25 protein-coding genes are annotated in these 26413 nt (G+C 72.0%); 9 read left to right on the top strand and 16 right to left on the bottom strand.

Annotated features, from left to right (window positions below; genetic code table 11):
- Nucleotides 1-39: 39 nt before the first annotated feature.
- The 8 genes from WFI16_RS07795 to WFI16_RS07830 all read right to left on the bottom strand — a co-directional run bounded on the left by WFI16_RS07795 (nucleotide 40) and on the right by WFI16_RS07830 (nucleotide 6542).
- Entirely contained in the window at nucleotides 40-924 is an 885-nt protein-coding gene (locus tag WFI16_RS07795) for an MBL fold metallo-hydrolase (RefSeq protein ID WP_419897251.1), read from the bottom strand.
- A gap of 70 nt (nucleotides 925-994) precedes the next feature.
- Nucleotides 995-1915, bottom strand: coding sequence for an SMP-30/gluconolactonase/LRE family protein (locus WFI16_RS07800; protein WP_419897252.1), 921 nt, complete (start codon nucleotides 1913-1915; stop codon nucleotides 995-997).
- Nucleotides 1916-1927: 12 nt separating this feature from the next.
- Nucleotides 1928-2203, bottom strand: coding sequence for a muconolactone Delta-isomerase (gene catC, locus WFI16_RS07805; RefSeq protein WP_419897253.1), 276 nt, complete (start codon nucleotides 2201-2203; stop codon nucleotides 1928-1930).
- 14 nt (nucleotides 2204-2217) lie between these two features.
- Nucleotides 2218-2937, bottom strand: coding sequence for an ABC transporter ATP-binding protein (locus WFI16_RS07810; protein ID WP_419897254.1), 720 nt, complete (start codon nucleotides 2935-2937; stop codon nucleotides 2218-2220).
- Nucleotides 2934-3680, bottom strand: coding sequence for an ABC transporter ATP-binding protein (locus tag WFI16_RS07815; RefSeq protein ID WP_419897255.1), 747 nt, complete (start codon nucleotides 3678-3680; stop codon nucleotides 2934-2936). Before WFI16_RS07815 ends, WFI16_RS07810 begins: the two co-directional genes overlap by 4 nt.
- Nucleotides 3680-4549 (bottom strand): branched-chain amino acid ABC transporter permease, encoded by an 870-nt coding sequence (locus tag WFI16_RS07820; RefSeq protein ID WP_419897256.1) that lies wholly within the window; start codon nucleotides 4547-4549, stop codon nucleotides 3680-3682. The genes WFI16_RS07815 and WFI16_RS07820 overlap by 1 nt, the downstream gene beginning before the upstream one ends.
- Nucleotides 4546-5415: a branched-chain amino acid ABC transporter permease gene (locus WFI16_RS07825; protein ID WP_419897257.1), complete on the bottom strand. Its 870-nt coding sequence runs from the start codon at nucleotides 5413-5415 to the stop codon at nucleotides 4546-4548. The genes WFI16_RS07820 and WFI16_RS07825 overlap by 4 nt, the downstream gene beginning before the upstream one ends.
- The gene (locus WFI16_RS07830; protein ID WP_419897258.1) at nucleotides 5415-6542 is read right to left on the bottom strand and encodes an ABC transporter substrate-binding protein; all 1128 of its coding nucleotides are present in this window, start codon (nucleotides 6540-6542) and stop codon (nucleotides 5415-5417) included. The genes WFI16_RS07825 and WFI16_RS07830 overlap by 1 nt, the downstream gene beginning before the upstream one ends.
- Nucleotides 6543-6728: 186 nt before the next feature.
- Here WFI16_RS07830 and WFI16_RS07835 point away from each other — a divergent pair, with 186 nt between their 5' ends.
- The 3 genes from WFI16_RS07835 to WFI16_RS07845 all read left to right on the top strand — a co-directional run bounded on the left by WFI16_RS07835 (nucleotide 6729) and on the right by WFI16_RS07845 (nucleotide 8966).
- Nucleotides 6729-7505 carry an IclR family transcriptional regulator domain-containing protein gene (locus tag WFI16_RS07835; protein ID WP_419897259.1) on the top strand — a complete coding sequence of 259 codons (777 nt, stop codon included), beginning with the start codon at nucleotides 6729-6731 and terminating at the stop codon, nucleotides 7503-7505.
- Between the two features lie 112 nt (nucleotides 7506-7617).
- Nucleotides 7618-8334: a ParA family protein gene (locus tag WFI16_RS07840; RefSeq protein ID WP_419897260.1), complete on the top strand. Its 717-nt coding sequence runs from the start codon at nucleotides 7618-7620 to the stop codon at nucleotides 8332-8334.
- Nucleotides 8331-8966: a hypothetical protein gene (locus WFI16_RS07845; RefSeq protein ID WP_419897261.1), complete on the top strand. Its 636-nt coding sequence runs from the start codon at nucleotides 8331-8333 to the stop codon at nucleotides 8964-8966. Before WFI16_RS07840 ends, WFI16_RS07845 begins: the two co-directional genes overlap by 4 nt.
- A gap of 45 nt (nucleotides 8967-9011) precedes the next feature.
- Here WFI16_RS07845 and WFI16_RS07850 read toward each other — a convergent pair whose 3' ends face one another.
- Nucleotides 9012-10217: an MFS transporter gene (locus WFI16_RS07850; protein WP_419897262.1), complete on the bottom strand. Its 1206-nt coding sequence runs from the start codon at nucleotides 10215-10217 to the stop codon at nucleotides 9012-9014.
- A 110-nt stretch (nucleotides 10218-10327) separates the two neighbouring features.
- Between WFI16_RS07850 and WFI16_RS07855 the strand changes: the two genes are divergently transcribed.
- Together WFI16_RS07855 and WFI16_RS07860 are read left to right on the top strand one after the other, a co-directional pair.
- Nucleotides 10328-10756, top strand: coding sequence for an acyl-CoA thioesterase (locus WFI16_RS07855; protein ID WP_419897263.1), 429 nt, complete (start codon nucleotides 10328-10330; stop codon nucleotides 10754-10756).
- Between the two features lie 29 nt (nucleotides 10757-10785).
- Nucleotides 10786-11613 carry an aspartate dehydrogenase gene (locus WFI16_RS07860; RefSeq protein ID WP_419897264.1) on the top strand — a complete coding sequence of 276 codons (828 nt, stop codon included), beginning with the start codon at nucleotides 10786-10788 and terminating at the stop codon, nucleotides 11611-11613.
- Between the two features lie 27 nt (nucleotides 11614-11640).
- On the opposite strand, the gene WFI16_RS07865 is transcribed toward WFI16_RS07860, so the two are convergent.
- The 4 genes from WFI16_RS07865 to WFI16_RS07880 are packed head-to-tail and all read right to left on the bottom strand — an operon-like array spanning nucleotide 11641 to nucleotide 16726.
- Entirely contained in the window at nucleotides 11641-13809 is a 2169-nt protein-coding gene (locus WFI16_RS07865) for a putative bifunctional diguanylate cyclase/phosphodiesterase (protein ID WP_419897265.1), read from the bottom strand.
- Nucleotides 13810-13824: 15 nt separating this feature from the next.
- Complete coding sequence (locus tag WFI16_RS07870; RefSeq protein WP_419897266.1) at nucleotides 13825-14526, bottom strand: ATP-binding cassette domain-containing protein; 702 nt, start codon at nucleotides 14524-14526, stop codon at nucleotides 13825-13827.
- Nucleotides 14526-15704: an ABC transporter permease DevC gene (gene devC, locus WFI16_RS07875; RefSeq protein ID WP_419897267.1), complete on the bottom strand. Its 1179-nt coding sequence runs from the start codon at nucleotides 15702-15704 to the stop codon at nucleotides 14526-14528. Before devC ends, WFI16_RS07870 begins: the two co-directional genes overlap by 1 nt.
- Nucleotides 15701-16726 carry an efflux RND transporter periplasmic adaptor subunit gene (locus WFI16_RS07880; protein WP_419897268.1) on the bottom strand — a complete coding sequence of 342 codons (1026 nt, stop codon included), beginning with the start codon at nucleotides 16724-16726 and terminating at the stop codon, nucleotides 15701-15703. Before WFI16_RS07880 ends, devC begins: the two co-directional genes overlap by 4 nt.
- A gap of 169 nt (nucleotides 16727-16895) precedes the next feature.
- On the opposite strand from WFI16_RS07880, the gene repA reads away from it, so the two are divergent.
- The 4 genes from repA (at nucleotide 16896) to WFI16_RS07900 (ending at nucleotide 22636) form a co-directional block, all read left to right on the top strand.
- Nucleotides 16896-18119, top strand: a complete 1224-nt coding sequence (repA, locus tag WFI16_RS07885; RefSeq protein ID WP_419897269.1) for a plasmid partitioning protein RepA — start codon at nucleotides 16896-16898, stop codon at nucleotides 18117-18119.
- Nucleotides 18120-19100, top strand: coding sequence for a plasmid partitioning protein RepB (gene repB, locus WFI16_RS07890; protein WP_419897270.1), 981 nt, complete (start codon nucleotides 18120-18122; stop codon nucleotides 19098-19100). It begins immediately after the preceding gene.
- 496 nt (nucleotides 19101-19596) lie between these two features.
- Nucleotides 19597-20565 carry a replication protein RepA gene (locus WFI16_RS07895; protein WP_419897271.1) on the top strand — a complete coding sequence of 323 codons (969 nt, stop codon included), beginning with the start codon at nucleotides 19597-19599 and terminating at the stop codon, nucleotides 20563-20565.
- An 88-nt stretch (nucleotides 20566-20653) separates the two neighbouring features.
- Nucleotides 20654-22636, top strand: coding sequence for an AI-2E family transporter (locus tag WFI16_RS07900; protein WP_419897272.1), 1983 nt, complete (start codon nucleotides 20654-20656; stop codon nucleotides 22634-22636).
- Between the two features lie 14 nt (nucleotides 22637-22650).
- Here the strand turns inward: WFI16_RS07900 and WFI16_RS07905 are convergent, their stop codons facing one another.
- From WFI16_RS07905 to WFI16_RS07915, 3 genes are read right to left on the bottom strand one after another with little or no spacing between them, the layout of a single operon-like run.
- Complete coding sequence (locus WFI16_RS07905; RefSeq protein WP_419897273.1) at nucleotides 22651-23625, bottom strand: asparaginase; 975 nt, start codon at nucleotides 23623-23625, stop codon at nucleotides 22651-22653.
- Between the two features lie 19 nt (nucleotides 23626-23644).
- Nucleotides 23645-24925, bottom strand: a complete 1281-nt coding sequence (locus WFI16_RS07910) for a glycosyltransferase (RefSeq protein ID WP_419897274.1) — start codon at nucleotides 24923-24925, stop codon at nucleotides 23645-23647.
- On the bottom strand, nucleotides 24922-26403 hold the full coding sequence (locus tag WFI16_RS07915) for a hypothetical protein (RefSeq protein ID WP_419897275.1): 1482 nt from the start codon (nucleotides 26401-26403) through the stop codon (nucleotides 24922-24924). The genes WFI16_RS07910 and WFI16_RS07915 overlap by 4 nt, the downstream gene beginning before the upstream one ends.
- Between the last annotated feature and the right edge of the window lie 10 nt (nucleotides 26404-26413).

Raw genomic sequence — 26413 nt, forward strand, 5'->3', positions numbered from 1 at the left:
TGCCTGTTGTTGGTCTTCGCGACCGCCGGCGCAACCGCCTCAGAAGGGCAGCGTCCAGGCCTCCTGGATCAATTCCACCCCCTCCCCCCGGCGCCGCAGATGCGCATAGCCCGGGAAATGCACATGCATCCCGGCCACCAGCATCCGCTCCGCCGCCACCATGTCGAAGGTGCGCTTCCGGGTGGCGATGGCCTGCGCCGGGTCGACGTCGAACTGCATCGTCACCTCCGGATGCGGCACCTGCACCTCCGGCACATGGATGATGTCGCCCCAGATCAGCAGCTGCTCGTCGCCGGATGCGATGCGGTATCCGCTATGCCCCGGCGTGTGCCCCGGCAGATGCACCGCCGTGACGCCGGGGAACACCTCGGCGCCGTCGGTGAAAGGCTTCAGCCGGTCGCGATACGGCGCCAGCTGCGCCGGGGCATGGGTGAAGTACAGCACGCCCTGCTTGGTCTCGGCCGCCACCCGCGCCGCCTCGGGGTCCTGCCAATAGGCCAGCTCGGCCGCGTGCAGCCCGAGCTCGGCCTGCGGGAACAGCGCCTCGCCATGCACATCCGCCAGACCGTTGGAATGGTCGGGATGCAGATGCGTCAGCAGCACCGTGTCGATCGCCTCGGGCGGCACCTGCGCCGCCGCCAGATTGGCGAAAAGCTTGCCGGCCGTGGGCTGCATATGCGGCCCGCAGCCGGTGTCGATCAGCGCGATCCGGCCCTGCGACCAGATCAGGAAGGTGTTCACCGAACCCCGCCGCGGCGTCGGGCGGAAGGCATCGACCAGCAGCTCGGCGATGCGATCCTGCTCCATGTTCTGCAGCGCGGCATTCGAGCCGTTCAGGTAGCCGTCGCTGACCGCGGTGACCACGATGTCGCCGACACGCCGGTGATGCAGGCCAGGGACCTGGAACTCAGGGACAGCGACCATCGAAGCCTCCAAGACAGAAAGAAAGATCGGGGGAAAGTATTCCCCCGAATCCCCCTTCTATTTTTATCAGTTAAGAGTGGGCCAGCTTCAAGCCGGGCTCGCGCCAGGGCAGCACCGCCAGCTTGCCGGTCGTCGACAGCGTGACATAGGCCGTCTTCAGGTCGGCGCCGCCGAAGCAGATATTGGTCGGCATCCGCTCGGGCATCTTCACCACATCGACGATCTCGCCCTCCGGGCTCACCGTGGTGATCTCGCCCTCGACCAGGGTGGCCACGACGATGTTGCCGCTGGCCGCCACGGCCAGGCTGTCGAGCCGCCGGAAGCCGGGAAACTGGCAGACCAGGCGGCCGCCATGCGGGCTCGGCCAGGGCGCCTTCTTCACCTGCCCCGGGCCGATGATGTCCCAGGCCCAGAGCCGGCCCGTCTCGGTCTCGGCGGCATAGACCACCTTGCCGTCCGGCGACAGGCCGATGCCATTCGCGCCGCCCGGCACTGGGAAGGCCGCCTCGACGATCTTCGAGCCGTCGCTGGCCGCCCAGTAGATGCCGCCATGGTCGCGGTCGCGCGCCCGCACCTTGCCCAGGTCGCTGAACCAGAAGCCGTCCTGGCCGTCGAAGACGATGTCGTTCGGCCCCTTCAGCTTCACGCCATCGACCTGGTCGTAGAGCACCTTCACCGCGCCGGTCTTCGGATCGATCGTCTCGATCCGCCCGCCCGAATAGTCGGCCGACTGGCCGGAGGGCCGTAGCAGCCCATCCTCCTCATGCCAGGAGAAGCCGCCATTGTTGCAGAGGTAGAACAGCCCGCCCGGCCCCACCGCCAGCCCGTTCGGCGAGCCGCCCACCTGGGCGATGACGCTGCGCGTGCCGTCGGCGGCGATGCGGCTGACCACCTGCGCCGCCAGCTCCACCAGCACCACCGAGCCGTCCGGCATCGCCACCGGCCCTTCCGGGAAGCGCAGCCCTTCGGCGAGGATCTTCATCTCGGTCATCGGAACGCCCCCTCAGATCGCCGAGGGGTGGCGGGCCAGCGCCGTCACCCGCACATCCATGTAGGGAAACAGCGGCAGACCCGAGAGCAGCGTGTGCAGCTCGTCGGCGTCCTTGACATCGAAGATCGAGATATTGGCGTAGCGCCCGGCGACCCGCCACAGATGCGGCCACTTGCCGGAACGCTGGATCTCCTGCGCCATGGCCTTCTCGCGCGTCTTCAGGTCGTCCGCCTGCTGCGCCGGCATGTCCGGCGGCAGCTTCACCTCCATCGCCACGTGAAACAGCATTTCCTGGCTTCCCCTCAGAACATGTCCATCAGCTTCGCATGATCGGAAAGGTCGTCGGGGACGCCCTCGAAGATCATCCGGCCGGACTTCATGACCGCCACGCGGTCGGAAACGGCGAAGGCCTCGCCGACATTCTGCTCGACCAGCAGGATCGACATGCCCAGCCGCTGCTGCAGCGCCCGGATCGGCGCCATCAGATCCTGGAAGGTCTTCGGCGCGAGCCCGATCGAGGGCTCGTCCAGCAGCAGGATCGAGGGCCGCGACAGCAGCGCCCGCCCCACCGAGACCATCTGCTGCTGCCCGCCCGAGAGCGTCCCGGCCCGCCGCGTCCAGAACTCGCGGATGCGCGGCAGCACCTCCAGCACTTCCTCGGTGCGCTTCTCGGCCTCCGCGCCGTCCAGCTTGGCCGACCATAGGGCGAGCTGGAAGATCTCGCGCACCTGCAGGCCGGGGAAGACGCCGCGCCCCTCGGGCACATAGGCGACGCCCTCGCGCGCCATGGCCTCCGGCCGTGGCTTCAGCACCTGCCCGCGCAGCCGGATCTCGCCGCTGCTCGCCGGATGCAGCCCGAACAGCGTCTTCAGCAGGGTGGATTTCCCGGCGCCGTTATGCCCGACGAGGCAAAGCACCTCCCCCTGCGGCAGCGCGAAGTCAAACTGAGAGAAGACCTCGCGCCCGCCATAGCCGGCGCCAAGGCCCTTGCCGGACAGTGCCGGCGCCTGATGCCCGCTCATGTCCGCTGCTCCCCGAAATAGATGCCGATCAGCTTGGGATCGCGCAGGATCTCCTGCGGCGCGCCCTCGGCCAGCTTGGCGCCACGGTCGAGGAAGGCGATGCGGTCGGCGAGCTCGGTGACGATGTCCAGGTTGTGCTCGATCAGGCAGATGGTGACGCCGGACGCCACCGCGTCGCGCACCAGCTGCACGAAACGCGCCCGCGAATGCGGGTCGAGACCGGAGGCCGGCTCGTCCAGCAGCCAGATCCGCGCCCCCGTCGCCAGGATGCGCGCGACGGAGAGGAACTTTCTCTCCGCATAGGCAAGATCGACGGCGCGGGCATCGGCCTGCCTGGTCAGCCCGCAGCGGTCGAGCGCGGCATCGACCGCCGCCTCCCGCTTGCGCGCCGCGGCGCCGCCGCCCGGCTGCCACAGCCAGGCGGTGGGCTCGATGGCGGCGCGGACATTGTCGCGCACCGACATCCGGCCGAACAGCCGCAGGTCCTGGAAGCTGCGCGCGACACCCAGCCGCGCGATCAGATGCGGCGACTGGCCGAGGATCGACTTCCCGTCCAGCAGCACCTCGCCGCCATCGGGGATGATGTGGCCGGTGGCCAGGTTGAACAGCGTGGTCTTGCCGGCGCCGTTCGGCCCGACCAGCGCGGTGGTCACGCCTTCCTGCAGGTCAAGGTCGACATTCTGCACCGCCGCCAGGCCGCCGAACTTCTTGTCCAGCCCGCGGATCGAGAAGGGAACGCCCATCAGCGGCGCCCCCCCGCGATGCCGGCCGGTCGGAAGATCATCAGCAGGGTCATGGCCAGCCCGTAGATCAGCTGCTGCACCGCGCCGATCTGCGTCGGCGGGATGAAGGGCAGGAAGGAAAGCCCGGCCGGCAGCAGCAGCAGCAGCAGCACGCCGATCAGCGGCCCCGCCAGCGTCGCCGTGCCCCCGATGATGACCATCGCCATGACCAGGATCGACTGCTCGAGCGTGAAGCTCTCGACATTGACGAAGGCCATGTAGAAGGCGAAGAGCGCGCCGGCGACCCCGGCCATGGCACAGCCGAGCCCGACCGCCAGGGTCTTCAGCGCGCGCACATCCTTGCCGAAGGCCTCGGCCGCGCTCTCGCTGTCGCGGATCGCCATCAGCGCGCGGCCGAAGCTGCCGCGCATCAGCAGCCGCACCGCCAGCAGCAACAGCCCCAGCACCGCCAGCGCGAAGGCCAGGAACGGCGCCGGGCTCGAGATATCGGCGCCGAACAGCGTCGCCGGCGGGATGCCCACCAGCCCGCCATGCCCGCCGGTCAGCACATGCGCCTCGGAGAAGACGGTCACCGCCATCATCTGCAGGCCGAGGCTGGCGGCGACGAAATACTCGCCGCGCACCCGCAGCGCCGGCAGGGCCAGGCAGAGCGACAGCGCCGCCGAGATGGCGCCGCCGGCCAGGCAGGCCAGCAGCACATCGGGGATGAACTGCAGGGCCAGCTGCGCGCCCGCATAGGCGCCCAGCCCGAAGAACACCGCATGGGCGATGGAGAAAATACCGGCATAGCCGATCAGCACGTTCAGGCTGGCGGCCAGGATGCCGAAGATGGTGGCGAGCGTTGCCAGGTTGAGAAGATAGGCGGTCACCGCGCCACCGCCTGGCCGAACAGGCCGCTGGGCTTGAACAGGATGAAGGCGAAGAGCACGACGAAGCCGGCGGCCGCGCTCCATTGCGTATCCAGCACCGAGACCACGAGATTCTCCACGACGCCCAGCAGCAGCCCGGCCAGCGCCGCGCCGCGCAGGCTGCCGATGCCGCCGACCACCGCGGCGGCGAGGCTGACCAGCATCACCTGCGCCGCGATCGCCGGCTGCAGGCCGGAGGTCACCGCGGTCAGCACCGCCCCCGGCACCGCCAGCGCCGAGCCCAGCCCGAAGGCCACCATCGACAGCCGGCGCGAGGACAGGCCGAAGGCGCGCAGCAGCTCGGGATTTTCCGACAGCGCGCGCAGCCCGATGCCGAGCCGCGTCCGCTCCAGGAACAGGGTGACGGCCCCGAACAGCACCAGCGCCACGCCCACCGCCACCCAGAAGATATCTGCCAGGTAGAGGCCGGGCAGCACCTCGTGTGCCCGCGTCAGGCTGGAGCCGACCACCGCGAAGCCACGGCCGAAGCCGAGCTCGATCAGGCTCTGCACCACGATCGTCATGCCGAAGGCCGCGACGAAGACCGTGAAGAACGAGCCCTCGTGCCGCTGGATCGGGCGATAGACGAAGAAGTCCATGAACAGGCCGAAGGCGACGGCAACGGCCAGCGCCGCCCCTGCCCCCACGAACCAGGGAAAGCCTGCCTGGCTGAGCGCCAGGAAGGTGTAGCCGGCGAGCGCGAAGGTCGCGCCATGCGCCACGTGGAAGACGCGGGTCGCGCCGAAGATGAGGGCGAAACCCGCTGCCGTCAGCGCATAGATGGCGCCCGTCTGGATGCCGCTGACCAGCAGCTGCAGGAACAGCATCAGCCGATCTTCTGCGAGCGGCCGCCGCGCACCTGGTTGATCTGCATCGGCATGCTCATGGTGCCGCGCTCCTCGAAGACGCCCTCGCCGCCGACCAGCTCGAAGCGCTTCACCCGCAGCCATTCATCGCGGAGATTCTCGCCATCGACCGGCTTGCCCGCCTTCTCCAGACCCTGGGCCAGCAGGCCGAACAGCCGCATGCCGTTGTAGTAGTTCTGGTGATAGGCGGTCGGCTCGCTGTTGTGCTTGGCGCGCCAGTCGGTGACGAAGCGCTGGGTCACCGGGTCGCTGCGGGTCCAGTCGGCCGCCTGGCCGCTGAGCACCAGGCCTTCCGCCTCGGGCAGCGCCTGCACCGAGGGGATCGAGCCGCCCGAATAGGTCACCAGCGGCTGGCTGACGCCATTGTCGCGCAGCTGCTTGACGATCTGCGACTGCTGCGCGCCGTAGCTGGCGAAGTACACCGCATCCGGCTTGCTGTCGCGCACGCGGGCGGCGATGGCGGCGAATTGCTGTGTCGCCGGCGGGATGCTGAAGCTGCCGACCAGCTCGCCGCCGATGCCGGGCAGGCCCTCCTTCAGTTCGCCCAGCACGCCGGTGCCGAGCGGGTCGTCGACATAGATCAGCGCGATCCGCAGCAGCTTCTGCGCCTTCAGCCAGGGCAGCATGGCCTGCACCTCCTGGTTGACCAGGGGGATGACATTCCAGAAATAGGGCGACAGCCCGGCGAGGTCGGGCCCCACGCCGCCGCCATTGATCATGACGACCTTGTTGCGCGTCCCGATGGGTGCCGCCGCCTTGGAGACACCGGTGAAGCCCAGCAGGACGTAGGGCGCGCGGTCGACATTGGCGAGCTTGGTCATGCCGACGGCACCGCCCTGCGGCGTGCCCTGGCTGTCCTGGGCGCGCAGCTCGATCGGCTTCTGCAGCCACTTGTCGGCGGTGATATGCTCGATCGCCAGCTGGATGCCGCTGGTGAAGATGCCGCCATATTCGGCATTCGGCCCGGCCATCGGGAACAGCGTGCCGATGACATGCGATCCCGACTGCGCGCGCGCCAGGCGGGGGGCGGCAAGCGGGGCGGCCAGGCCAAGGGCCGTGGCCGCCAACAGGCTGCGGCGGTGCAACATCTCTCTTCTCCCGTCACTCTCGTGCTGGCGGACCGGTCTTGGACCCCGGTCGTTGTCCGCCAGATGGACATATGTCCGCTTTTGCCGTTAGGTCAGACCGGGCGGGCCGCGCTGTCAAGCCTCTTCGCCGTAAGCTTCGGCGGGAGAACAGGCACGGTTCCGCAACGGGGAGGAGTGAAAGCAGGCATGTCGATGCCCGACAGCCCAGTGCCGGACTTCGTCGCCGCGCTCGGCCGCGGCCTGGCCGTGCTGGAATGCTTCGGCCCCGGCCGGGAGCGCCAGACGCTGTCGCAGGTTGCCGCCCTGACCGGCCTCAGCCGCGGCACCGCGCGGCGCTTCCTGCTCACCCTCGCCGCCCTCGACTACCTGGCCAGCGACGGCAAGCTGTTCTGGCTGACCCCGCGGGTGCTGCGCTTCAGCCATGGCTACCTCGCCAGCTTCGGCCGCGCCGAGATGGTCAAGCCGGTGATCCGCGCGGTCTCCGAGCAGCTGAACGAAAGCTGCTCGATGGCGGTGCTCGACGGCGCCGATGTCGTCTATATCGCCCGGGTCGAGGCGCGGCGCGTCTATTCCTCGCGCATCGATGTCGGCTCCCGCCTGCCGGCGCATGCCTCCTCGCTCGGGCGGGTGCTGCTGGCGGGGCTGCCGGACGCGGCGCTGGATGAATGGCTGGCGCGGCACCCGGCGCAGCCCTGGACGGCGCGCACCATCACCGATCCCGGGCAGCTGCGCGCCCGCATCGTCGAGGCGCGGCGGCAGCGCTACGCCATCCTCGATAGCGAGCTGGAGCTCGGCTCCCGCTCGATCGCCGTGCCGGTGCAGGATGCCGCCGGCCGTACCCTGGCGGCGCTGAACATCGGCACCTCCGCCGCCCGCGCGCCACTCGACCAGCTGCGCCGCCAGTTCCTGCCAGTGCTCCGCGCCGCGGCCGCCGAGATCGCTCCCGGCTTCACCGGCTGGTAGCAAAGGGACCGGTTCCATTCCTGCTCGCCGGCGAGCGCGAAAGTCTAACCGGGTTAGACATTCGCGCCCCCTGCCCTAAACTGCCCCGCTCGTCGATCCCGGGGAATGTTCGGTGCCTCCTGCCAAGCGCGCAACCACTGCAGCGAAGAACCAGGCCCGCTGGCTGTCCTGCCAGAGCCCGAAGGGCGGCACCGGCAAGACCACCTCGGTGCTGAACCTCGCCACCTTCGCCGCGCGCGACGGGCTGCGCACCGCCATCCTCGACACCGACATGCAGCGCTCGCTCTCCGCCTGGCACCGGCTGCGCCCGGCCGATGCGGCGCCGATCCGCCTGTTCTCCCGGCCCCTGACCGAGATCGAGGCGGCGATCGCCGAGATCGATGCGACGCCCGACCTCGACATCGTCCTGGTCGATACCCCGCCGGCCATCGAATACCTGCCGCAGCAGACATCGATCCTGCTCGAACGCTCGGATTTCGTGCTGGTGCCCGCCACCACTGGCAAGCCCGACGTGGATTCCGTCATTGGCTGGATGGCGCTGCTGAAGGAGCGCCGCATCCGCTCCGCCTTCCTGATCAACCGCGCCAGCCGGGTGACCCTGCCGGCCCGGTCGAAAGGCGCCGAGCCGGCCGCGGGCACGCTGTCCTTCCGCGACGCGCAGCGCCGGCTGAACAAGGCCGGCCTCCTCTGCCCGCTGCCGGTGCGGCAATTGGAAGACATCCAGAACACCCATGGCTACGGGGTCGGCGTCTGCGAGATCTCGGGCGCCAAGGGGGCCGAGGATTTCGAGGCCGCCTGGGATTTCGTCCGCAACATGATGGGGCTGTGACCGCCATGGCCTATTCCCGCCGCCAGTTGCAGAAGCGCCGCGACGACCTCGAGGCCGGGGAGGCGCCCGCCGCCGCCTTCGCCGAGATGCATGACGAGCGCGTGGCCCTCGTCGCCAATGCCCTGGTGCCGCTGCGCTCGGCCGACCAGGCGGTCGAGCATATCGCCCGCCTCTGGAAGGAGGCGCAGGACAAGTTCCTGGCCATCGGCCGCTATCTGGTCGAGGCCAAGCGCCGCTTCCCCAAGGCCTATGAGCGCGAGGTGGTCGACCGCCTGCCCTTCGGCCGGCAGGTCGCCTATCAGCTGGCCACCGTCGCCCGCGCCGTCGATGCCGGCACCTTCCAGTCGGGCGAACTGCCGCGCACCTATTCGGCCGCCTATCTGCTGACCACGCTGGGCGACGAGGCGCTCGACCAGGCCCGCCAGGAAGGCCTGGTCCATCCGGACGTCCGGCGGCGCGAGATCGAGGCCTTCAAGAAGGCGCTGGAACGGCAGCGGCAGGAGGCGCTGGGCCGGCGTGCGCTGCTGCTGCAGCAGCAGGCGGCACTGAAGGCCAGGGTCGCCCGGCTGTCGGAAAGTTTGGAGCAGGCCATCGCCGAGCTCAAATACGTCGAGAAGGAACTGGGCGGCTGAACAGCGGCCGGGGGTCCTGGTGGCCCCCGGCGCCTGCCGCCGGCGTCAGCGCCGGCCGCCGGCGATCCGCTGCGCCTCCGGCCGGCGGCGCAGCGCGCCCATCGCCCAGATGCCCAGCAGCGGCCCGGGTACCAGCACGGCGAAGGCCCATTGCCAGCCGACCAGGCCGGCCACCAGCGGCACCACCCAGATCGCCAGCGCGGTCAGGCCAAAGCCCATGCCCAGCTGCGCCGTCAGCGCGGTGCCGACCAGCGCGGGATCGCCGACCTCGGTGACCACCGCCGAGAACTGGGCGGAATCGGCGATCACCGTGGCACCCCAGAGCAGCCCGACCGCCACCACCAGCCAGAGCGGCCCGGCATAGGCCAGCCCCATCAGCGCGGCACAGCCGCCGGAGGCCGCCATCAGCCCCATGGTCACCGCCCTCCGCCCCCAGCGATCCGCCAGGGCGCCCGCCGCCACGCAGGCCGGCGCCCCCACCGCCACCACCAGGAAGCAGAGCCAGGAGGCCAGCGCGCCGCTGCCCTCCCCCAGCCGGTCGCGCAGGAAGGACAGCATCCAGGCCCACATGGCATAGAGCTCCCACATGTGGCCGAGATAGCCGCCGGTCGCCAGCAGCACCGGCCGCGCCGAGAGCGCCTGGCCGAGCCGCCGCGCATCGAAGCTGGAGCGCGGAAAGGGATAGGGCCCCTCGCGCAGGAACAGCACGCCGATCCCGCCCGCCAGCGTCGCCAGGCTGGCGACCGCCAGGACGCCCTGCCAGGCCACGCCGCCGACCGCGTTCACCGCATGCGGCAGCGCCGAGCCCAGGGTCAGCGCGCCGATCACGCTGCCCAGCGCCACGCCGCGGCCGCGCCGGAACCAGGTGGCGACCAGCTTCAGGGCGGGGGGATAGATGCCCGCCATCAGCACGCCGGTCAGCACCCGCAGGCCGAGCGCCGCCTCCGGCCCCGGCGCCCAGATCAGCGCCAGGTTCGCCGCCGCCGCCCCCGTCGCCGAGACCGCCATCAGCCGGCGCGGCGCCACCCGGTCCGGCAGGCCGGTGACCGCCGCGGCGACGGCGCCCAGCACGAAGCCGATCTGCACCCCGATCGTCATCCAGCCGGCCGCCGCATCCGACAGCGACCACAGCGCGCGGAGCTGCGGCAGCACCGCGGCGGCCGAAAACCAGGTGGTCATGCACAGCACCACGCAGCCGCACAGCGCCAGCAGCATCGCCTGCCGTCCGGCGGCCTCGTCTTTCTCGGACATGTTCATCCTCCCCGGCGCTGCTTGTGGCGCGGGCGCGGCGGCGCGGCAATCGCCCTTCCCAAGGGCGCCCCGCCGGCATAGGACCGGAGGGTGATCAGGGAGCCTCGTCCATGGCCAACGACCCCCGCCTGCTGCGCCGCGCCAGCTACCATCTCTGGGCGCAGGACCGCGTCCGCTTCGGCGACACCGACCGCCTCGGCCATGTCAATAACGCCAAATACGCCACCTATTTCGAGACCGCCCGGGTCGAGCTGATGGAGCAGGTGCTGGCCGGCCCCGACAGCTATTTCGTCATCGCCCGCATCGCCATCGACTTCCGCGCCGAGCTGCGCGATCTCGGCCCGATCGACATCGGCACCGCCGTCACCGGCATCGGCCGCACCTCCTTTACCACCGGCCAGGCGGTGTTCCAGGGCGAGCTCTGCGCCGCCACCGCGGAGGGGGTGGTCGTGCTGGTCGAAGCCGCCACCCGCCGGCCCATGCCGCTGCCCGAGGCGCTGCGGCGGCAGCTCGAGGCGCTGGCGCCCGCCGGGGCCTGATTCCCTCTGCTCAGATGAGAGATTGATCGATGCGGCACCTTGCCCTGATCGGCGCCGGCGGCATGGCGGAAACCACCCTGCAGGCCCTGTCCGGCCGCCTGCCGCGCCCGCTGGAGCGGCTGTCCATCCTGGCCCGTCCGGGGAGCGAGGCCAAGGCCAGCGCCCTGCTCGGTCGCCTGGCTCCAGGCTTATCCGAGCAGTCGGCGGTCTTCACCTCGCTGGCAACGCTGCTTGCCACGCAGCCTGATTTCGTCGCCGAATGCGCCGGTCATGCGGCCGTGCAGGATCATGCGGAAGCCGTGCTGCGGGCGGGCGTGCCGCTGGCCATCATCGCCATCGGCGCCCTGGCGGATGCGGCGTTGCAGACCCGCCTGCTTGCTGCCGCCGAGGCGGGGAAGGCGCCGCTGATCCTCCCCGCCGGGGCAGTCGGCGGCATCGACGCCCTGGCCGCCGCCCGCCTCGCCGGGCTGGAGGCGGTGACCTATACCGGCCGCAAGCCCCCGCAGGCCTGGCGCGGCACCGCGGCCGAGCCGCTGGTGGATCTGGCGCAGCTGCGCGAGCCGGCGGTGTTCTACGAGGGCAGCGCGCGCGAGGCGGCCCGGCTCTACCCGCAGAACGCCAATGTGGCGGCGACGGTCGCCCTGGCCGGGCTGGGCTTCGAGGCGACCCGCGTGCGGCTGGTGGCCGACCCCAGCATCACCCGCAACGTGCATGAAGTCAGCGTCCGCTCCGCCGCCGCCGATTTCACCATCCGGCTGGAGGGGCGGCCCTCGCCGGCCAATCCGAAGACCTCGCTGACCGCCGGTCTCAGCCTGGCGCGGGAGATCCTGAACCGCAGCGGCGGCCTGGTCATCTAGGACCGCCGCGCAACCCGGCCGGCGGCGTCAGGCGAGGGCCAGCCGCGCCGCCGCCTCGGCAGCCGGCGCGGGCCTGCCATAGAGGAAGCCCTGGCCCAGGTCGCAGCCCATCCGGGTCAGCCGGTCATGCTGCTCGGCATGCTCCACCCCCTCGGCCACCACCCGCATGCCCAGGCCATGCGCCAGCCGGATCATCGTCTCGACGATCAGCGCGCTGCCGGCATCATCCTCCAGCCGGTCGGTGAAGCTCTTGTCGATCTTCAGCTCCTGGATCGGGAAGTCGCGGAGATGGGTGAGCGAGGCATAGCCGGTGCCGAAATCATCCAGCGAGATGTCGATGCCGGCGCCGGCCATTTCCTCCAGCGTCTCGGCGATCATGGGGGAGGCATCGGCCAGGAAGACGGTCTCGGTCACTTCGATCGTCAGCGCGGTGGGCGGCACGCCGCAGGCATCCAGCCGGGCCAGCACGCGGGCCGCCAGATCGCCGCCGGTGAAATCCGCCTCGGTCACGTTCAGGGCGACCCGGGTCTCCGGCAGCCCGGCCGCCCGCCAGTGGCGCAGGTCCTCGGTGATGTCGGCCAGCATGCGGGTGCCGACGCGGCGGGCGGTCTGCGGGTCCTGCAGCGCCGGCCAGAACTGCGCCGGACCGATGACGCGGCCCTCCGGCGTGACGATGCGGGCCAGCGCCTCGAAGCCTTGCAGGTGGCGGTCGGACAGGCGGTATTTCGGCTGGTAGAAGGGGCGCAGCCAGCCGCCGGCCAGGGCCTCGGAGACGAGCTGGATGGCGTCGCGCCGCTGTTCGAAACGCTCGGCGATCTGGCTCGAGAACAGCGTGGTCTGGCCCCGCCCGCTGCGCCGCCCATGCGACAGGGCGATGTCGGCATGGCGCATCAGCGCCTCGCCATCGCGGCCCTGCTGCGGCCCTAGTGCGGCGCCGAGGCTGACGGTCAGGGAAATGACCAGCCCCTCCGGCAGCGCCATCGGCTGGCGCAGCAGCACGGCGAGGCCCTCGGCGAGGGTGGCCAGCCGCCCCGGCTCCAGGGCCGGCACGAGGACCGCGAATTCATCGCTGCCGGTCCGCGCGGCGAGGCCGCTGCCGCCCACCGCCTGCTGCAGCCGGCGGCCCACCTCCCGCAGCACGGCGTCGCCCAGGGCGTGGCCATGCCGGTCGTTGAGTTCCTGGAAATTGTCGAGATCGAGCAGCAGCAGGGCGACCGCCTGGCCGGGCGGCGGCGGCGCGGCCAGGGCCGCGTCGAGCCGGTGCTGCAGCAGGCTGCGATTGGCCAGCCCGGTCAGCGCGTCCTGCTGCAGCAGCTGTTGCAGCTGCTGGCGCATCGCCCAGGTCTCGGTGATGTCCTCCAGGCTGCCGACCAGGCGCACCGGCCGGCCGTCTTCTTGCTCGGCCTCGGCACGGAGGCGGACGCGGCGCGCCTCGCCCCCGGCGGTCAGGACATCCGCCTCGAGCTCCATCGGTGCGCCGGTGGCGGCACAATGGTCGATCGCCGCCTGCAGACGGTCGCGGTCGGGCCGCGCATAGCGTTCGAGGTCCGGCACCGGCACCATTGCCCGCCCCGGCGAATGACCGTCCGGGCGGGGCAACGCGTCCGGGTGGAGGGGGAAGCCTCTGCGCAGGTCGAGCTCCCAGGCGCCGAAGCCGGACAGCCGCCCGGCGTGCTGCAGCAGCCGGGCCTGGTCCGCTGCCTCCTGGCGCAGGGCGCGGGATTGCAGCAGCGTCTCGGCGATCAGGCCGAACTGGCGCAGGGCGGCGAGCTGCTCGGCCGAGAGGTCGCGCGCGACGCGGTCGAGCAGCGCCAGGGTGGCCACTTTCTGCCCCGCCACCGCCAGGGGCATGCCAGCATAGAAGCGGATGCCCAGCTCCCCGGTGACCAGGGCATTGCCCCGGAACCGCGGGTCGCGCAGCGCATCGCCGACGACCAGGGGCTGATCGCCGCGGATGGTCTGGTCGCAGAAGGCTTCCGCCCGCGGGATCTGCCGCACCCCCAGGCCATGCATTGCCTGGAACCAGAGCCGGTCGCGGTCGAGCAGCACCAGCAGGACGATGGGGCAGGCGAAGCGCGCGGCGGCCAGATCGACCAGCGCGTCGAAATCGGCGCTGTCGGGACCATCCAGCAGGCCCAGGCGGTAAAGCACGGCGAGGCGCGCGGAGTCAGGATCGGACGCAGACGAGACAGACATTAGGAAAGCGCGATCCTAGACGGCTGGGCCTTCAGCCGGGCGGTTGGCAGAGACGATCCGCCCATCCTCCATGCTGACCACGCGGTCGGCAATGTCCAGGATGCGCGGATCATGGGTGACCAGCAGAATAGCGACGCCGCGGCTGCGCGCCAGATCGCGCAGCTGGCGCACCACCTCCTGGCCACTGGCCTTGTCGAGGGCGGCGGTGGGCTCGTCCGCCAGCACCAGGCCCGGGCTGGCGACCAGGGCGCGGGCCACGGCCACGCGCTGGCGCTGCCCCCCGGACAGCTGGCCGGGCGGCTTGTGGACATGCTCGGCCAGGCCGACGGCGGCCAGCATGCGGTCGGCCTCGGCCAGCCGCGCCGTCTCCCCCAGCTTCGCCTCGGTCTCCAGCGCCATGGCGACGTTCTGGCGGGCGGAGAGGAAGCCCAGCAGGTTGTGCGCCTGGAAGATGAAGCCGATGCGGCGGCGGAGTTCCACCCGCGCCGCCTCCGACGCCCCCTGCAGCTCGCGCCCCAGCACCCGGGCCGAGCCCTGCTGCATGGCGCGCAGCGCGCCGATCAGGGTCAGCAGCGTCGTCTTGCCGGAGCCGGAGGGGCCGGTCAGCAGCACGATCTCGCCTTCCGCCACGCTCAGCGAGACGTCGCGCAGAACGGCGCGGCGCAGCTCGCCGCTGCCATAGGAATAGGTGACACCCTCCAGCACGACCGGGTGCATCAGAACATGTCCGCCGGATCGGCGTCGCGCAGCTTGCGCATCGCCAGCAGGCCCGCCACGGCGCACATGCCGAAGATCAGGCCGAAGACAGTCAGCCCGCGCTCCAGCGTCATGCCAAGCGGCAGGAAGGTGGCCTTGCCGATCACGTCGTAGAGCAGCGCCGAGGCGATGGCGCCGGGGACGAAGCCGAGCAGCGCCAGGATGAAGGCCGAGCCGAGGACGCTGCGCGCCAGATAGCCGTTGCCATAGCCGATCGCCTTCAGCGTGGCGTATTCGCGCAGGTGGTTGGCAATGTCGCTGAACAGGATCTGGTAGACGATGACCATGCCGACGATCAGGCCCATCAGGCTGCCGAAGCCGAAGATGAAGCCGATCGGGGTCGCCGTCTCCCAGTAGCGGCGCTCCCAGGCGACCAGCTCGGGATGGGTCAGCACCGCCACGTCGCCCGGTAGCAGGGCGCGCAGCTGCGCCTGGACGGCGCCGATATCGCTGCCCGGCCGCAGCCGGATCGCCACCAGGTCGGTGTTGCTGAAAGGCCGGTCGGGCACCAGGCGGCGGAAATTCGTCTCGTTGAGCACCAGGTTGCCGTCGGCGCCGAAGGAAGGGCCGATCTCCACCAGCCCCACCACGTCGAGGCGGCGGTTGCCGACCTGGACCGGCAGCGGGCGGCCGCCCAGCGCCTCCAGCATCGGCTGCACGGCGCCGAATTCCGGGCGGGAGCGCAGGTCGAAGGCGGCGCTGTCGGGCTGCTTCAGCGCGGCGGCCACCTCGGCCAGGCCGGTGAAGGCCATGGCGCCGGCCTCGACGTCGAAGCCGATCAGCTGGATGGTGCGGCGGCTGCCATCCTCGGGGTTCCGCCAGGTGGATTGCGCCAGATAGACCGGCGTCGCCTGCACCACCTCGGGCAGCGCCAGGGCCTGGCCGGCCCGCGCCCGCGGCAACGGCTCCGGGCGGAAGCTCGCCATGGTCAGCGGATGCAGCAGGAAGACCTCGGCGCGCATCGCCGAGATCAGCGAGGTGGCCGAATCGAAGAGCGCGGCGCGGAAACCGAGCTGCATGAAGACCAGCACGCAGGCGAACATCACGCCGGCAATGGCCGAGGCCAGCCGCGCCTTCTCGGCGCGCAGCTGCCGCCAGGCCAGGCGCAGCGGCAGGAAGACCCGGTCGGCGAGCTTCATGGCCGGATCGCCACCTGCACCTGCATGTTGGACCGGCGGCCGAGCAGGGCGACGCCCTCGGCATCCAGCGCCAGCCGGACCGGGACGGTGCGCGCATCCACGGCGGCGACCGGGTCGGTGCCGGCCTGGGTGGTGCGGCGGACCTGCCAGCCGATCTCCCGCACGGTCGCCGTCAGCCGCTGCGGATTGCCGGGGATCTGGATCTCGGCCGCTTGGCCCAGGCGCAGGCGGGGCAGGTCGGTCTCATAGACGTCGGCGACCACGTCGATGCGGGTCAGGTCGGCCATGTCGAGCAGCCCGTCATTGCCCAGCAGGTCACCGGGGCGGGCATAGAGATGCAGAATGGTGCCGGCGATCGGGGCGCGGATCCGGGAAAGCTCGGCCTCGGCCGCGGCGGCGGCATGGGCGGCGCGGGCGGCGTCGCGCTGCGCCTCGGCGACGGCAAGGTCCTCGGGGCGTGGACTCTGCAGGCGGGCAAGCTCGGCCTCGGCCTCGGCCACCTCGGCGGTGGCGCGGATGGCGGCGAAGCGGCGCCGCTCGGCCTCGGCGGCGCCGCCGGCGCCGCTGGGCACCAGGCGGTCGGCGCGGTCGGCCTCGCGGCGGGCGCTTTCCTCGGCGGCCCGCAAGGCCGTCAGACGGGCCTGCTGGGCGCGGCGCTCCTCGGCCCGGCCGGCGGCGCGGGTCAGCGCCAGGCGGGCTTCCGCCTCGGCCAGAGCGGCGGCGGCGCGGGCGGTCTGGGCGTCCTTCTGCGCGGCATCGGCCAGCTCGGCCAGCAGCTGATCCGCCTCCACCGTGGCGCCTTCCTCGACCAGCAGCCGGTCCAGCCGGGTCACGTTCATCCCGCCCGGCGCGCCCAGGCGGCGGATGCGCGACATCGGTTCCACCCGGCCCAGCGCGCCCACGCCCAGGCTTGCCACCGGCAGCGCCGCCCGCGGCGGCGGCGGATCCTGTTGATTCATCAGGTAATAGCCGCCGCCGGCCAGGGCACCTGCCACCACCAGCCCCAGGACCAGCCGCTTCATGCCGCCGGCCCTTCCGCCGCCCGGCCATTGACAGCTGTCAATGGCGGGCGCCCCCGGAAGGAGAAGGCGCAAAAACCATGAAAGAGCGACGAAACGGTGGGGCCACAAGCCAACGCCATGCTGCTATCCTAACGCCGAAACGCCTCATTCGCGGAGAAAAGCGTCGGTCATGCCCGCCCGCCCCACCAGTCCGGATGCTGCCGCAGCCGCCCTCGCCGAACCGATCGACCAGCGGATCGGTGCCGATGCGCGGGCGCTCAGTGCCCAGCTCGCCCTTCTGCGCAACCGCATCTTTCCCCCTGCCGCCCAGAAAACCCTGCGCCGATTCTCCAGCGGCGAGGCGGCCGCGCTGCTGCAGATCAGCGACAGCTATCTGCGCCAGCTGGCCCTGGCAGGGGAAGGGCCGGTGCCAGAAAAAGGTGCGGGCGGGCGGCGCGCCTACACGCTGGAGCAGATCCACGCGCTGCGCGGGCTGTTGAAGGGCAAGGGCCGCCCGGCCTCGCCGCGCCGCGCCGAGGGCGAGCATCTGCAGGTCATCGCGGTGGCGAATTTCAAGGGCGGTTCCGGCAAGACCACCACCACCGCGCATCTGGCGCAGTACCTGGCCTTCCAGGGCCACCGGGTGCTGGCGCTCGACCTCGATCCGCAGGCCAGCCTCTCGGCGCTGTTCGGCTACCAGCCGGAGCTGGATATCGGCGAGAACGAGACGCTCTATGCCGCGCTGCGCTACGACAAGGCGCGGCGGCCGCTGAAGGAGGTGATCCGGCCGAGCTACATCCCCGGGCTCGACCTGGTGCCGGCCAATCTGGAGCTGCACGAGTTCGAGCACGACACGCCGCGGCTGCTGGCCCGGCAGGAGGGCCAGCGCGAGACGCTGTTCTTCACCCGGCTGACCGAGGCGCTGGAGAGCGTCGCCGCCGACTACGACATCGTGGTCATCGACTGCCCGCCGCAGCTGGGCTTCCTGACGCTCGCCGCGCTCTGCGCCGCGACCGGCGTGCTGATCACCGTGCATCCGCAGATGCTCGACATCGCCAGCATGTGCCAGTTCCTGCTGATGACCGCCGACCTGCTCTCGGTGGTGCGCGAGGCGGGCGGGCGGCTGGACTACGATTTCCTGCGCTACCTGGTCACCCGCTACGAGCCGCAGGACGGGCCGCAGACCCAGGTGGTCGGCTTCCTGCGCAGCCTGTTCGGCGACCGGGTGCTGACCAACCCGATGGTGAAGTCCACCGCCATCTCCGATGCCGGCCTGACCAAGCAGACCCTCTATGAGGTGGGGCCGCAGAACTTCTCCCGCGAGACCTACAACCGCGCGACCGAGGCGCTGGACGCGGTGAATGCCGAGATCCAGGGCCTGGTCACCCGCGCCTGGGGCAGGAGCGCCAAGTAAATGAGCCGCAAGGACACGCTGCGCCGCCTGCTCGGCGGCGAGACCGACGAGGCCGGCGCTCTGCCCCCCGAGGCGCCTGCCGCCAGCCGCGTCCCCTCCGGCGCGGTGCGCGCCATGGGGGTGAGCCTCGGCCAGCTGCGCGAGGAGGCGGAGGCGCTGCGCGCCCGCATCGAGGGCGGCGAGACGGTGGTGACGCTGGACCCGGCGGTGGTCGACACCTCATTCGTCGCCGACCGCATGGCCGGCGACAGCGAGGCCGAGCTGTCGGAGCTGGTGCAGTCCATTGCCAGCTCCGGCCAGCAGGTGCCGGTGCTGGTGCGGCCGCACCCCGAGAAGCCCGGGCATTACCAGATGGCCTATGGCCATCGCCGGCTGCTGGCGGTGAAGCGGCTGGGCATCACCCTGCAGGCGATCATCCGGCCGCTCTCCGATGCCGAGCTGGTGGTGGCGCAGGGCAAGGAAAATATCGAGCGCCGCAACCTCACCTTCATCGAGCGGGCGCTGTTCGCCAGCCACCTGGAGGCGCGCGGCTTCGACCGGCCGACCCTGCACGCGGCGCTGGCCGTGCAGTCGGCGGAGATGACGCGCTACCTGCAGGTGGTGCGCAGCATCCCCCGCCCGGTGATCCTGGCGATCGGCGCGGCGCCGCGCACCGGCCGGCCGCGCTGGCTGGAGTTGCAGCGGCTGTTCGCCGCCGAGGACGCGCCGGCGCTGGCCGAGCGCGCCATGGCCAGCCCCGGCTTCCGCGCGCTGAACAGCGATGCCCGCTTCCAGCGGATCTTCGCGGCGCTCCGCGACGGGCGGCAGGCGCCGGAGGCCGATCTCTGGTGGCGCAACCCGCAGGGCGACCCGGTGGTCAAGGTGGAACCCGGGCCGCAGGGGATGCGGCTGACGGTGAACGACCGCATGGCGCCGGAGTTCAGCCGCTTCCTGGTCGAGCAGCTGGACGAGCTCTACGCCGCCTGGCGCGCCGCGCGGTGAGGTCGCGCCAGTCCACGCCTGCGCTGCGCGGACCGTCCTGCCGGGCAGGAAGCGGCGTGGACTTTGGCGACCGCCTTTTGCGGGGCGTCCGGGCTGCGGGGCAGGGGAGGGCGCGCGATGCAGGGCCGTGGACTCTGGCGACCGCCTTGTTCTGCAAGGCTCTTCGGGAGGCGGACCAGCACGGCCGGGAGTCGCGGGCCGCGGTCGGCAAAGTCCACGGCGGCGGGGCGACAGCGCCGCACGGAGTCGGCCACAGCGGCCGGCGTGGACCCTGGCGGCCATATCGTGGACTTTGCCGGCAGCCGGTGACGGAAAATCAAGGGCTTGCGGGAATCATCCCGGGGACTCTGCCGTCGCAAAGCAAATAGTAGAAACAACTATCTGCAATTAGCTTTCGGTCGGCAGAGTCCACGTCGACAGCGGCGGGGCACTGGGTCAGGTTCCTCAGCGTCGGATGACGACAGACACTTCGCAGCACGGCTTGCCTCGGAAGATCATGGGAACGGTCCATACCCTCATCGAGACCCACGGGCGCCAGGCCAGCCGCGAGCTGGTCGAGGGCCGGCGGGGACCGCGCATCGTCGAGGCGGCCGCCTCCTGGGCGGCCGACGAAGACATCGGGATCGGCTATATCCATTCCGGCTGGTGCCAGACCGCCCTGCCGCATCGCCGGCCGGAGGACAATGCCGCGATCTGGAAGCTCGAGACCGACAGCATGACGCTGCTGGTCGAACCCGGCCTGCGGCTGGGGCCGGACGGGCAGCCGGCGCATGTCGGCGTGCCCTTCGGCGCCATCGCCCGGCTGATCCTGATCTACCTGCAGTCGGAGGCGCTGCGCACCGGCTCGCGCGACGTGCAGCTCGGCCGCTCGCTGCGCGACTTCCTGGGGCGGCTCGGCGTCTCGGTCGGTGGCAAGACCACCAAGCTGGTCCGCGAACAGGCCGACCGCATCAGCCGCTGCCGGCTGTCCTTCCACTTCACCCGCAATGGCGCCTCGATCCTCGTCAACCAGAACATCGTCGACATCGCGATGTTCGTCGACGACCCGGCCGGGCCGGCGGGCCAGGGCGACCTCTTCGTCGAGAATGCCCGGCTCTCGGAGAGCTTCTTCCAACAGCTGAAGCAGCATGCGGTGCCGCTGGACGAGGCGGCGATCCGGCATATCCGCAACTCCTCGATGGCGCTCGACGTCTATTGCTGGCTGGCCTACCGGCTGCACGCGCTGACCGATGACAAGATGATCAGCTGGACGGCGCTGGCGACCCAGTTCGGCGCCGGTATCCGGCTGCGCAAGCACTTCAAGGCCGCCTTCACCGAGAACCTCCAGCTGGCCCAGGCGGTGTATCGCGACGCCAAGGTCGAGCTGACGCCGGACGGGCTGCTGCTGCACCCCTCGGCGCCGCCGGTGCGCAAGCTGCAGGCCGCCGCCGGCTCGGTCGGCAAAGTCCACGGCCTGATCCGCTAAGGCGCATCAAAGCGGCGCGACTTTTTCGGCAGCTCGGGCGTTAGGGGCAGCAATCGCCCTTGCCTCGCCGCCGGAGAAGACCGCCCCCATGCCCGATACCCCCTTCCGGATGGTCCCTCCACCCGCGCCCGCGGCACCCTTGCGCGCCAAGGTGGCGGCGGCCGAGATGCCGGACCTGCGCAGCCTGACCACCCTGGCCGGCGGCGTGGTGATCGTGGCCGGCCTCTATCTCGGCCGCGACGTGCTGATCCCCGTGGTGCTGGCGATCCTGCTCAGCATGGTGCTGTCGCCGCTGGTGCGGCTGCTGCGCCGGGCCAGGCTGGGGCGGGTGCTGTCGGTGCTGCTGGCGGTGCTGGTGGCGGTCGGCATCATCCTGGCGGCGGCGGCGCTGATCGGCGCGCAGCTGGCCGAGCTGGCGCAGAACGCGCCGATCTACCAGCACACGGTGATGCGCAAGCTGGAATGGCTGCGCGAGGCGACGGTCGGCCGGATGGGGTCGCTGCTGGGCCGGCTCGGCGAGGATCTGGGGGGACGCACCCCGGTGCCCAGCGTCGCGCCGCCCAGCGCCGGTCCCGCCTCGGCGACGCCGGTGCCGCCGTTGCCGGTCGAGCTGCACACCCCGGATCCGACGCCGATGCAGATGGCCGGGCGCATCCTGGCGCCGCTGGCCGGGCCGATGGCCCAGGCCGGCATCATCCTGGTGGTCACCGCCTTCGTGCTGCTGCAGCGCGAGGATCTGCGCGACCGCATGATCCGGCTGTTCGGCTCGACCGACCTGCACCGCACCACCGTCGCGATGGACGACGCGGTCTATCGCCTCAGCCGCTTCTTCCTGGCGCAGCTCTGCATCAACATGGCCTTCGGTGCGGTGATCGGCCTGGGCCTGCTGCTGATCGGCCTGCCGAGCCCGCTGCTCTGGGGCCTGGTCGCGGCGCTGTTGCGCTTCGTCCCCTATATCGGCGGCATCCTGGGCGCGGTGCTGCCGATCGGGCTGGCGGCGGCGGTCGATCCGGGCTGGACCATGGTGGTCTGGACGGCGGCGCTGTTCCTGGCGGTCGAGCCGATCGCCGCCTATGTGGTCGAGCCGCTGGCCTATGGCCATTCGAGCGGCATGTCGCCGGTCTCGGTGGTGGTCGCGGCGATCTTCTGGAGCTGGATCTGGGGCCCGATCGGCCTGATCATCGCGACGCCAGTGACGCTCTGCCTGGTGGTGCTGGGCCGCCATGTCGACCGGCTGGAATTCCTCGACGTGCTGCTCGGCGACCGCCCGGCGCTGACCCCGGTCGAGAATTTCTACCAGCGCAGCCTGGCCGGCGACCCGGACGAGGCGCAGGAACAGGCCGAGCTGCTGCTGCGCGACCGCTCGCTCTGCTCCTATTACGACGAGGTGGCGCTGAAGGGCCTGGCCCTGGCCACCGCCGATGTGCGCCGCGGCCTGGTGACGCCGGACCAGCTCGAGCGGATCCATGATTCCATCGCCGAGCTAGCCGAGGCGCTGGATGAGCATGACGATATCGACCCGCCGCCGCCGCCGGCGCCGGGCGAGAAGCAGTCGCTGCGCTTCCGCCTCTCCGCCGCCGAGCGTCGCCTGCCGCGCCCGACCCTGCCCGGCCTGCCCGACGCGGGCACCATCCCGGAGCCCTGGCGGGCCGAGGGCGCGGTGCTCTGCATCGCCGGCCGGGGCGCCTTCGACGAGGTCTCGGCGCTGATGCTGGCGCAGATCCTGCGCAAGCACGGCATCGGCGCCCGGGTGGTGCCGCATGCCGAGGTGTCGCGCCACAATGTTGACCGCTTCGAGGCCCCGGGCACCCGGCTGGTGGTGATCTGCGCGGTGCAGATGCGCAGCGCGCCGTCGCACCTGCGCTACCTGGCGCGGCGGCTCGGCCAGCGGCTGCCGGGCGTGCCGGTGGTGCTGGGGCTCTGGACGGCGGAGGAAGGGCAGCTCGACGAGGCGCTGCGCCAGTCGATCGGCGTGCCGCACCTGGTGCCCAGCCTGCGCGAGGCGGTGCTGACGGTGGCCAGGATCGCGACGGAAGGAAAGCCGGAAAAGGCCCAGGCTGCGGGGGGCTGAGGCCCCCCGGCCGCTCAGAACACTGCCCGCATCCGGCCGACCTCGAGGCCGTTCCAGTTGTGCATCACCGGGGCGGCCAAGGCAGCGACCTCTGCCGGGAGATCCGGCAGCAGGCGCTGCAGCAGGGCAGCCATGGCGACCTCGGCGGCGCGGGTGGCGCCGTCGGCGCATTTCAGCGCGATGCCCAGCCCCTGCTCCGGCAGGATGGCGCAGAACACGCCCTCGGCGCCGACCTTGGTGAAGGCGCGGGCGCCGAGGGCCGCCATCACCGTGGTGTCGAAGCGGCCGCTGCCGCCGACCATGAAGGGATGCGCGGCGACCGCGGCGCGCAGCCGCGCGGCGGCGGCGGCATGGCCGGCGGAGAGGCCCTCGCCGGTGCCGAGCCGGGCGAAGCCCTGGGCCAGCGCGGCCAGCGGCAACGCATAGGTCGGGATCGAGCAGCCATCGATGCCGTGGCTGCCCTCGGGCAGGGTGACGCCGGTCACCGCCTCCAGCGCCTGCTTCACCGCGCGCTGCACGGCATGCTCCGGCTGGATATAGCCGCGCGGATCGACCCCCAGGCCGCAGGCGAGGCACAGGAAACCGGCATGCTTGCCGGAGCAGTTGTTGTGCAGGGCGCTGGGTGCCGCGGCTTCGCAGGCCAGGCCGCGGGCGGCCTCCGGCAGGCTCGGCCAGTGGGCGCCGCATTCCAGTGCCGTGGCTTCCAGACCGAGGCGGGCGAGGGTGCGGGCGGCCACCGCGGCATGGGCCGCCTCGCCATTGTGCGAGGCGCAGGCCAGCGCCAGCGCCTCGTCATCCAGCCCGAAGCGGTCGGCGGCGCCGCTCTCCACCAGCGGCAGCGCCTGGATCACCTTCACCGCCGAGCGCGGGAAGACCGGGGCGGCGACATCGCCGGCCGAGAGCCGCAGCGCGCCGGTCGCGTCGCTGACGGCGAAGGCGATGGCATGGCGGGATTCGACCCGCCCGCCGCGCGTGACCTCGATCTGCATTTTTCTGTTCCCTGTTTCGCTATCTGGCGGGGGGGCGCCCCGTGCTGAAGACGGTGTCGAGGGCGGCCAGGAATTCGGTCCTGCCGATGACGTCGCGGATGCTGGCGGCCAGCCGCGCATGGGTCTCAGGGCGCGCCGCCTCGGCCAGCACGCGGGCGAGATCGGCCGGGGCGGCGCGGCGGAAATGCAGCCCGTCGACGCCGTCGAGCACCTTCTCCGCCATGCCGCCGATGTCGGAGGCGATCAGCGGCGTGCCGGTCCGCCGCGCCTCCTGGATGACGACGGGCGAATTCTCCCACCAGATCGAGGGGATGACGACCCAGCCGACCGAGCCCATCAGCGTCGCCACCTCGGCGGGATCGTAGCGCCCGGCGAAGCGGATGCTGTCGCCGGCCTGCTCCAGCACCGGCAGGAGATCGGGGAAGTCGCGCAGCAGGTCGGCGCGCCCGGCGCCGAAGACGGTCAGCCGCGCATCGGGGATGTGCCGCAGCGCCAGGCCGAAGCCCTGCACCAGGATGTCGAGGCCCTTGAAGGGGGTCGGCTGGCCGAAGAAGCCGAAATGCCGCGCCACCGCCGGATCGCCAGCCGGATTGGCAACCGGTTTGGGGAGCGGGCGCCGCGGCAGGGCCAGCAGCTCGTCGCCCAGATAGTTCTCCAGCACCGAGCCGGCGGTCCCCGCCAGGCCCCAGGCGGCGTAGCGGGCGCGGATGAATTCGGAGGGGTAGAAGCGATGGTCGAAGCGGCGCAGCACCTCCAGCAGCGCCGCCTTGCGCAGCAGCAGCCCGGGGATGCTCCGGCCGGGAAAGCAGCCGAGGCAGCGCAGCGGCGTCTCCCGGTCGCAGAGCTCGCGCCCCTGGGTGCGGATCATCTGGCCGTGGTTGATGCAGATGGCCAGCATCTCGTGCAGGGTGATGGCGAAGCGGGCGTCGGGCCTGGCCTCCATCAGCTCGGCGATCAGGTCAACGCCGACGCGCCAGTAATGGTGGAAATGGTAGGCCGTGACCGGCAGCGCGGCGAGGCGGCGCACCAGCGCCCGCCGCCGCGGCGGATCGGCCCACCACAGCCGGTCCGGCTCCATGCCGGCGACCTCGTAGAGGAATTCGTCCGCGGCATGCGGGATCAGCGGCTCCGGCGGCGACCCGGCCGCGAGCCCGGTACCAGGAGGGGAGGCGGAGGCGGCGACCAGGATGACGCGCTGGCCGGCGCCGCGCATCGTCTGCACCTGGCGATAGGCCGCGACCTCGCCGCCGCCGCGCGACAGGTCGGGATGCGCATGGGCGATGACGCAGAGCGCGCTCATGCGGTGATCCCGTGGCGCGGCGCCAGCGCCCAGAGCCGTTCCAGATGCTCGCCGATCAGCCGCCCGGCGACCGGCCGGCACCACTCCTGGGCGGGTGGCGGCGCGCCGAGCCCCGGGTCGCGCCGCAGCCGCGCCAGGCTGTCCGGCAGATCGCCCTCGCCGGCGAGGTCGTGCAGCGCCTGCAGCCGGGCCAGCGCCGTCCCCGGCAGGGCGGTCGCCAACAGCGCGTCCAGACCGTTGCCGATCACCGCCTCGGCGAGCTGCTGCGCCGTCAGCAGCAGCACCGGCCGGTCCTCGGACGCCGCCGCGGCGAGGGCCGGGCCGGCCAGGCGGGCCGCCTCGGCCGGGCGGCGGCCGCGGCGGGCGAAGATCTGCGCCGCGGCCTCGGCCTGGCGGCCCAGCAGGACCAGCCGGTCGCAGCCCTGTTCCAGCCGGGCGGCGACGATCTCCAGCAGCGGCAGCACCGCCGGCTCGTCGCAGCCGGTGACGAGGGCGAGCCGTGGCCCGGTCGCGGCGACGTGCGGGACGGCGGGGGGCGGCGCCAGCGCCGCCTCGCGGCGGGCCAGCAGCGGCTGCAGCAGGGCCTCGACAAAGCTGCTCTCGGCCTCCGGCCCCGGCACCGCCGCGATGGCATCGAGGAAGGCGGGCGGCGGCCGCAGCGCCGGCCGGCCGCGCAGCCAGAGGCGTTCGTCGTCGAAGCGGATCTCGGCCACCAGCTCCAGCCCGAGCAGCCGCGGCAGCAGCGAGGCGGGGAGGCGGGCATGCAGGCAGGCGCTGTTCGCCGCCGAGGCCAGATGCGCCTCCTGCAGCGCCGCGCAGACGATCTCGTCGCCGCCGCCATCCGCCGCGGCCAGGCGGGCCAGTGCCACCACCTCGACCTCCAGGGCGCGCGCCGGCCGGCCGGCGAAGCGCAGGCCCAGCATGACCTCGCCGCCGCCGGTCGCGGCCGTGGTGGCCTGGCGCAGCAGGCCGTCCGGATCGGCGAAGGGCCGGTCGCCGAGCTGCGGCAGGGTGTCGAGCCAGCCGCCAAAGGCGCCCTGCGCGCGATAGCCATGGGTCAGCAGCGGCCGCCAGGCGGGATCGTCGCGCGCCTCCCGCAGCAGGCGGAAGCCCAGCCCTGGCGGCAGCCCGGCGAAGGCCTGGCGGAGGTCGCGGCCGATGCCGGGCGCCCGCAGGTTGACGCGGCCGGCGAGCCCGCCGGCGGCCAGGCTCAGCACCAGGGGGGCGCCGTCGGGAACCCCGTCCAGCAGCAGCAGGAAGCCCTGGACCTGGGCGCGGTCGGGCTGCGCCAGGGGGATGTCGGGACGCGCCGGCGCGCAGTGCCGCGTCGGCAGCAGCGGCTGGCCGCCGAGCAGCACCCGCAGCTGCGGCGGCGCGCCGCGCGGCGTCAGCATCCAGCCGCAGAGCAGCAGGCGGCGCGGGCCGAGCGGTGCCAGCCCCTCGACCGCCAGCTGCAGCTGCTCGGCGAAATAGATCACCGCCGCGGCC

This window comes from Roseomonas sp. USHLN139 (assembly GCF_037145735.1).
Taxonomy (GTDB): Bacteria; Pseudomonadota; Alphaproteobacteria; order Acetobacterales; family Acetobacteraceae; genus Pseudoroseomonas.